The organism is Pseudomonas sp. S4_EA_1b, assembly GCF_016307435.1.
GTDB classification, from domain to species: domain Bacteria; phylum Pseudomonadota; class Gammaproteobacteria; order Pseudomonadales; family Pseudomonadaceae; genus Aquipseudomonas; species Aquipseudomonas rhodesiae.
This window is the reverse complement of record NZ_JAEILC010000183.1, coordinates 1-5,145: the sequence shown is the minus strand read 5'-3', so window position 1 is coordinate 5,145 and position 5,145 is coordinate 1. Positions and strand designations below refer to the sequence as shown.

Here is a 5,145-nt window from a genome sequence, read left to right as displayed (position 1 = left end):
GGTGGCCGACGAAGTGCGCGCCCTGGCCAGCCGCACCCAGACCAGCACCCAGGAAATCCAGGGCATGATCGACCGCCTGCAAACCGGCACCGAAGCCGCCGTGGAAGCCATGCGCCGTTCCAGCGAGGCCGGCGATGGCACCTCGGCCCAGGCCAACCAGGCCGGAGCGTCGCTGGACACCATGGCCCAGCTGATTGCCACCATCAACTCAATGAACGCCCAGATCGCCAGCGCCGCCNNAAGAGATCAACCGCAGCGTGCATCAGATTGCCTCGGCGGTGGACAGCGTGGCCGATGAAACCCAACTGGGGGCCCAGACTTCGCGCAGCCTGGCGGACCTGGGCCAGCGCCTGGGGCAACTGGTCGGTCAGTTCAGGATCTGATCAAACGTCGCGCATCAACAAGCCAAAGCGCAAATCCATCTCAACGGGCAGCGGTATATACACCGTGTGCCCGTCGCCCGGCGCTACGTCGATGGCTTCGTCCTTGGCGTTGCGCAGGCCGCCCAAGTCGAAGTGAAAATTGCCGGTGGGCGTCATCAATTCCAGGTGATTGCCCACGGCGAAGCGGTTCTTGACCTTGACCTCGGCCAGCTCGCCCCGACGTTCGCCGGTCAGTTCGCCGACAAACTGCTGGCGCTCGGAGACGGAACTGCCGTTCTGGTAGTTCTGGTACTCATCGTGGACGTGCCGGCGCAGGAAACCTTCGGTGTAGCCGCGCTGGGCCAAAGAGTCGAGGTCGGTCATCAGGTTGCGGTCGAACGCGCGACCGGCCACCGCATCGTCGATAGCGCGGCGATACACCTGGGTGGTGCGCGCGCAATAGAAGTGCGACTTGGTGCGGCCTTCGATCTTCAGCGAGTGCACGCCCATATGGGTCAGGCGCTCCACATGCTGTACGGCGCGTAGGTCCTTGGCGTTCATGATGTAGGTGCCGTGCTCGTCCTCGAACGCAGGCATCTGCTCGTCGGGGCGGTTGGCTTCCTGTAACAGAAACACCTGATCGGTGGGCGCACCGATACCCAGGGTCGGTTCCGGCGCGTATTGCTGCACGATCTCGCCGGTGGCGTTTTCCACCGCCGGAGTGGCCTGGTACTTCCAGCGGCAGGCATTGGTGCAGGTGCCCTGGTTGGCGTCGCGCTTGTTCATATAGCCCGAGAGCAGGCAGCGCCCGGAATAAGCCATGCACAGGGCGCCGTGGACAAACACTTCCAGCTCCATGGCCGGCACCTGCTCACGGATTTCGCCGATCTCCTCCAGCGACAATTCCCGCGACAGAATCACCCGGCAGATCCCTTGCTGCTGCCAGAACTCCACGCTCGCCCAGTTCACCGTATTGGCCTGCACCGACAAGTGAATCGGCATCTGCGGAAAGTGTCGGCGCACCAGCATGATCAGCCCTGGATCGGACATGATCAGCGCATCCGGGCCCATGGCGATCACCGGTGCCAGGTCCTTGAGGAAGGTCTTGAGCTTGGCGTTGTGCGGCGCGATGTTCACCACCACATAGAAGCGCTTGCCCTGGGCATGCGCTTCCTGGATACCCAGGGCCAGGTTGGCGTGATCGAACTCGTTATTGCGCACCCGCAGGCTGTAACGCGGCTGGCCGGCGTACACCGCATCGGCGCCGTAGGCGAAGGCGTAGCGCATGTTTTTCAGGGTGCCGGCGGGAGCGAGCAGTTCGGGGGCGATAACAGTGGGCATGGCGTAGGGTCGCAAAAAGGCGCGAGAGTAGTGCAGGGCGGGCGCAGGTTTATTGATCCAAGTCATTGAGACCACTGCTGTGCAAAGCAACACGCCCGCATTCGCGAACACGGTTATAAAAGCTTAGGAGAAGACGATCCGGGTGCTCTTGAGTGGGGTCCAAGGCGGGGAGTTCGCGGGCGTGCGATAAATAAGGGCACTCCCAGGTTTCGCAGCGGACTAAGCATCAGGGCCTACACAGGCCCAATGCTTTTCTGACATGGACCGGACATGAACCAAACCACCCTGCAATTCAAAACCCTGTTGTTACTGCTGGTCCTGGTGACCGTTGCCTTTATCTGGATATTACTGCCGTTTTATGGCGCGGTGTTCTGGGCGGTGATCCTCGGCATTATCTTTGCGCCCATGCAGCGCCGCGTGCAGCTGAAATTCGGCTGGAACCGTAACCTTACCTCCCTGACCACCCTGACTGCGTGTTTGATCGTTGCGATTTTGCCGGTGATCATCACCAGTGCCTTGTTGGTACAAGAGGGGGCCACGCTGTACAAGAACATCGAAAGCGGCAAGCTGGATGTGGCGGGCTATATCGAGCAGTTCAAGAATTTCCTGCCGCCGTACTTCCAGCATCTGCTGGATCGCTTCGGCATGGGTAACCTGGAAGGGCTGCGTGAGAAAATCGTAAAAAGCGCGATGCAGGGCAGCCAATTTTTCGCCACTCAGGCGTTCAGCTTCGGTCAGGGCACCTTCGATTTTCTGGTGAGCTTTTTCATCATGCTGTATCTGCTGTTTTTCTTTTTGCGCGACGGCCCGGAGCTGGTACGCAAGGTGCGCACCGCCGTGCCGTTGGCCGAACCGCAAAAGCGTCGCCTGCAGCTCAAGTTCAACCGCGTGGTGCGGGCCACGGTCAAGGGCAACGTGCTGGTGGCCGTGACTCAGGGCGCGTTGGGAGGGTTGATTTTCTGGTTCCTGGACATTCCCAGCGCGCTGCTATGGGCGGTGCTGATGGCATTTCTTTCACTGCTGCCGGCGGTGGGCGCGGGCATTGTATGGGGGCCGGTGGCGGCATATTTCCTGATGAGCGGGGCGATCTGGCAGGGCGTGGTGCTGGCGTTGTTCGGCGTGTTTGTGATCGGCCTGGTGGACAACGTGCTGCGCCCGATCCTGGTGGGCAAGGACACCAAGATGCCGGATTACCTGATCCTGATCTCGACCCTGGGCGGCTTGTCAGTGTTTGGCCTTAACGGGTTTGTGATCGGACCGCTGGTGGCGGCGCTGTTCATGTCCAGTTGGGCGCTGTTTGTCGAGAGCAAGCCGCGGGTCAAGTTGCCATTGCCGTAAACCGGTAGCGTCAGGCTTCCAACTGGTAGGTGGTGGCTTTCAATTGGTGTTCCGCGGCCTTCAACGATGTCAGCGGGCCGGTGATCGGCTCGCCTTCGCGTACCAAGTACCAGCAAGCCAACACCCCCGAGGCGCGCAGAGCGGCGGGGACGGCACTGCCGATTACGGACATGATATGAACAGTGGGCATAAGGACCTCCAATCGTGGTAGGGGTCACCTTACGGGCCATGGCGGCTGAGGAAAAATCAACTGTCTCGATAGTCGACATTGATGCCACGCGTCAGTCCACCACTTGATCCAGCATGCTCACCACTTCCTGCTCGTTGAGCAGGCCCTTGCGCACCAGGTTTTCCGCAAGCAAGGCGAGGAACTTCGCGCTGCGGTGACCTTCCAGGTGCTTGAGTTCGGTCAGGGCGCTGTACACCTTGCTGGAGGTGCAAAGGCCGGCGGTACGGTGTGGGTTTTGTGTGGGCAGGGTTAATCGTCCTTAATTGTTATTGGGTGGACAGGCTCGATAGTGAAAGGGTTATGTGACGCAAACATGACAGCGCGAGCCCTGTTCGAGCAAGTAGACATTGGTGTCTATCATGTGCGATTGCGCACCAGACATTGTCTCCATAGCGACCTTGACGCGATAAAACCGGACTCGGCGCAAAAAAAAGGCCTCGCACGATTGCGAGGCCAGTTTCAGATCGAACAGTTACCAGCCACGACGGTAGTAACCATGGGGCGGGCCATAGTAACCGCGCGGTGGGCCGTAATAGACCGGCGCCGGACGGTAATACACTTGCTGTTGCACATACACAGGCGGCGGTGGCGCGTAGTAGACCGGCGGCGGAGCGGCGTAGACAGGCTGCGGCTGCACATACACCGGTTGCTGCACGTAGACTTCGCGGGGTTGGCTGGCCACCACCGAGCCCACCACGGCGGCGCCGACCAACGCACCCAAGGCAGCCGGCCCCGCCCATCCACCACCGTGGGCGGAGGCTTGGCCAGCCATAGCGAGTGCACCTACCAGCAAGGCGATCTTGGGGATTGTACGAATCATGGTCATTCCTCGGTTAGCCCCTGCGCTCGTGTCCTGCCATCAATGGACTCAAGTCATGTCGCGGGGATACTTTTAAGACAACGTATTTCTGAAAAACAGCACGGCCGCTAGGTAAAGGTTGTGTAAGGTCTGTACCGATTTGCTTACTCACAGGAGTTTTCCATGCAGATGCACCCCAACAAGGACACCCAGCTGTGCATGTCACTGTCGGCGCGCCCCGGTAATTTCGGCTTGCGGTTTCATAACCATCTGTACGAGCAGTTGGGTCTGAATTTTTACTATAAGGCCTTCAGCAGCCAGGATTTGCCCGGCGCGATCGGCGGTATCCGGGCCTTGGGGATCCGGGGTTGCGGGGTGTCCATGCCATTCAAGGAGGCGGCCATTGCCTTGGTGGACGAACTCGACGATTCGGTTCAAGCCATCGATTCGTTGAACACCATCGTCAACACCCACGGCCATCTCAAGGCCTACAACACAGACTACATCGCCGTCGAGCAACTGCTGAAAAAGCATGCGGTCCCCCAGGATTCCACCTTCGCCCTGCGCGGCAGTGGGGGCATGGCCAAGGCCGTGGCCAGTGCCCTGCGCGACGGTGGCTACGCCAACGGCGTGATCGTGGCGCGTAACGAGAGAGCGGGGCGCGCGCTGGCCCAGCACCTGGGGTACGCCTGGCAGGCGGATATGACCGGTCTGCGTCCGCAAATGCTGATAAACGTCACGCCCATCGGCATGACCGGCGGCGCGGAGGCGGAGGCATTGGCGTTTGACGCAGACATTATCGAGACTGCGCGGACTGTCTTCGATGTGGTGGCGATTCCCGCCGAAACACCGTTGATTGTGCATGCCCGAGCCAACGGCAAACAGGTAATTACCGGGTTGGAAGTAATCGCCATCCAGGCGTTGGAACAGTTCGTGCTCTATACCGGCGTGCGGCCGACCCAGGAACAATTCGAAAAAGCCGTGGCCTTCGCCCGTCTCTAAAAAAGCACCGGCAAGCTGGATATAGGTCGATCAGACATGAAGGTATTGATCGGCTCACTGCCATCGGGGGCAAG

At 60.2% G+C, this 5,145-nt stretch carries 7 protein-coding genes; 3 read left to right on the top strand and 4 right to left on the bottom strand.

Features of this window, described 5'->3' with window-relative positions:
- The first annotated feature begins 1 nt into the window (after nucleotide 1).
- Complete coding sequence (locus YA0848_RS36300) at nucleotides 2-298, top strand: methyl-accepting chemotaxis protein (protein WP_442967253.1); 297 nt, start codon at nucleotides 2-4, stop codon at nucleotides 296-298.
- An 85-nt stretch (nucleotides 299-383) separates the two neighbouring features.
- Here YA0848_RS36300 and trhP read toward each other — a convergent pair whose 3' ends face one another.
- Nucleotides 384-1,703: a prephenate-dependent tRNA uridine(34) hydroxylase TrhP gene (gene trhP / locus YA0848_RS35160; protein ID WP_034096878.1), complete on the bottom strand. Its 1,320-nt coding sequence runs from the start codon at nucleotides 1,701-1,703 to the stop codon at nucleotides 384-386.
- 270 nt (nucleotides 1,704-1,973) lie between these two features.
- On the opposite strand from trhP, the gene YA0848_RS35155 reads away from it, so the two are divergent.
- Nucleotides 1,974-3,041: an AI-2E family transporter gene (locus YA0848_RS35155; protein ID WP_169903640.1), complete on the top strand. Its 1,068-nt coding sequence runs from the start codon at nucleotides 1,974-1,976 to the stop codon at nucleotides 3,039-3,041.
- A gap of 10 nt (nucleotides 3,042-3,051) precedes the next feature.
- Here YA0848_RS35155 and YA0848_RS35150 read toward each other — a convergent pair whose 3' ends face one another.
- The 3 genes from YA0848_RS35150 to YA0848_RS35140 all read right to left on the bottom strand — a co-directional run bounded on the left by YA0848_RS35150 (nucleotide 3,052) and on the right by YA0848_RS35140 (nucleotide 4,096).
- Nucleotides 3,052-3,231, bottom strand: a complete 180-nt coding sequence (locus YA0848_RS35150) for a hypothetical protein (protein ID WP_034096853.1) — start codon at nucleotides 3,229-3,231, stop codon at nucleotides 3,052-3,054.
- A gap of 91 nt (nucleotides 3,232-3,322) precedes the next feature.
- Complete coding sequence (locus YA0848_RS35145) at nucleotides 3,323-3,517, bottom strand: hypothetical protein (RefSeq protein ID WP_003173044.1); 195 nt, start codon at nucleotides 3,515-3,517, stop codon at nucleotides 3,323-3,325.
- A 225-nt stretch (nucleotides 3,518-3,742) separates the two neighbouring features.
- A complete protein-coding gene (locus tag YA0848_RS35140) occupies nucleotides 3,743-4,096 on the bottom strand; it encodes a hypothetical protein (RefSeq protein WP_034096854.1) in 354 nt (117 codons plus the stop codon).
- Between the two features lie 156 nt (nucleotides 4,097-4,252).
- On the opposite strand from YA0848_RS35140, the gene YA0848_RS35135 reads away from it, so the two are divergent.
- On the top strand, nucleotides 4,253-5,071 hold the full coding sequence (locus YA0848_RS35135; protein ID WP_034096855.1) for a shikimate 5-dehydrogenase: 819 nt from the start codon (nucleotides 4,253-4,255) through the stop codon (nucleotides 5,069-5,071).
- Nucleotides 5,072-5,145 lie beyond the last annotated feature (74 nt).

Bases quoted from the DNA above. Each gene is read 5' to 3' on its own strand.
- trhP (WP_034096878.1), bottom strand. From the start codon at position 1,703: ATGCCCACTGTTATCGCCCCCGAACTGCTCGCTCCCGCCGGCACCCTG.
- YA0848_RS35155 (WP_169903640.1), top strand. From the start codon at position 1,974: ATGAACCAAACCACCCTGCAATTCAAAACCCTGTTGTTACTGCTGGTC.
- YA0848_RS35150 (WP_034096853.1), bottom strand. From the start codon at position 3,231: ATGCCCACTGTTCATATCATGTCCGTAATCGGCAGTGCCGTCCCCGCC.
- YA0848_RS35140 (WP_034096854.1), bottom strand. From the start codon at position 4,096: ATGACCATGATTCGTACAATCCCCAAGATCGCCTTGCTGGTAGGTGCA.
- YA0848_RS35135 (WP_034096855.1), top strand. From the start codon at position 4,253: ATGCAGATGCACCCCAACAAGGACACCCAGCTGTGCATGTCACTGTCG.